At 64.7% G+C, this 1,031-nt stretch carries 1 protein-coding gene; it reads right to left on the minus strand.

All coding sequences use genetic code 11. The features are described from left to right. Positions 1-1,031, minus strand: a 1,031-nt coding sequence (locus tag AB0H50_RS35640; RefSeq protein ID WP_357461703.1) for a condensation domain-containing protein, incomplete at both ends; no start/stop codon positions are given.

Below are 1,031 nucleotides of genomic sequence, written 5' to 3' on the forward strand. Positions count from 1 at the left end.
GTCGTGGTGAGCAGCAGCTCGGCTTCGCCGGGAGAAAGGATGGACAGGTCACCCACACATGCCGACGTGTCCGCGACGATGCCGTCGAGGATCCGCACGAAACGTTCTGCGAAGACGGCGACCGTACCGGCGTCGAAGAGATCCGACGCGTACTCGAAGGTGGCACCCAAGCCGGCGGGTTCATCGTCGCTGCCGGTCTTTTCGGTCAGCCACAGCTGGATGTCGAACTTCGAGATCGGCATCTCCAGTTCGGTGCCGACGGCGCGGACTCCGGCGAAGGACACCTCACGTGCCGAACCGGGCTCGAGCGACAGCGCCGCCTGGAACAGCGGATGGCGCGCTGTGGATCGTGCCGGGTTGAGCACCTCGACGAGACGCTCGAAAGGCACGTCCGCGTTCGAGAATGCGGTCAGGTCGATTTCACGGACCACGTCGAGGAATTCACCGAACGAGAGTCCGGGATCGACGCGCGTGCGCAACACCAGCGTGTTCACGAACATGCCGATGAGGTCGTCGAGTTCCTTTTCGCCGCGTCCCGCGACGGCGGTGCCGACGGCGATATCGTTCGATCCGCTCAGTCGTGACAGGAGGACCGCGTAGGCGGCGTGGACGACCATGAACAGCGAGGCGCTGTGTCCGCGAGCAAGTTCGACGAGTCCACGGTGTGTCTCGGCGCCGATTTCGAATCGGTGCTTGGCACCGTGGTAGCTTGCGACGGCAGGGCGCATCCGGTCCGCCGGCAGGTCGAGCTGATCCGGGAGACCGTCGAGTTCACGCACCCAGAAAGAGATTTGTTGTGCAGCAGTCGAACCCGGATCCGACTCGCTGCCGAGAGCCTGTCGTTGCCACAGGGCGTAGTCGGCGTATTGGATCGGCAGGGGCGACCAGCGAGGTTCGTGTCCCTCTGCGCGCGCCGTGTAGGCGGCGACGACATCCTGCGCGAACGGTCCGAACGAGGATCCGTCGGCTGCGATGTGGTGCAGCACCATCGCGAGCACATAGTTGTCGGTAGCGAGCCGGAACAGCGCGAC

Origin of the sequence: Nocardia sp. NPDC050793 (assembly GCF_040654065.1) — a bacterium.
GTDB lineage: Bacteria > Actinomycetota > Actinomycetes > Mycobacteriales > Mycobacteriaceae > Nocardia.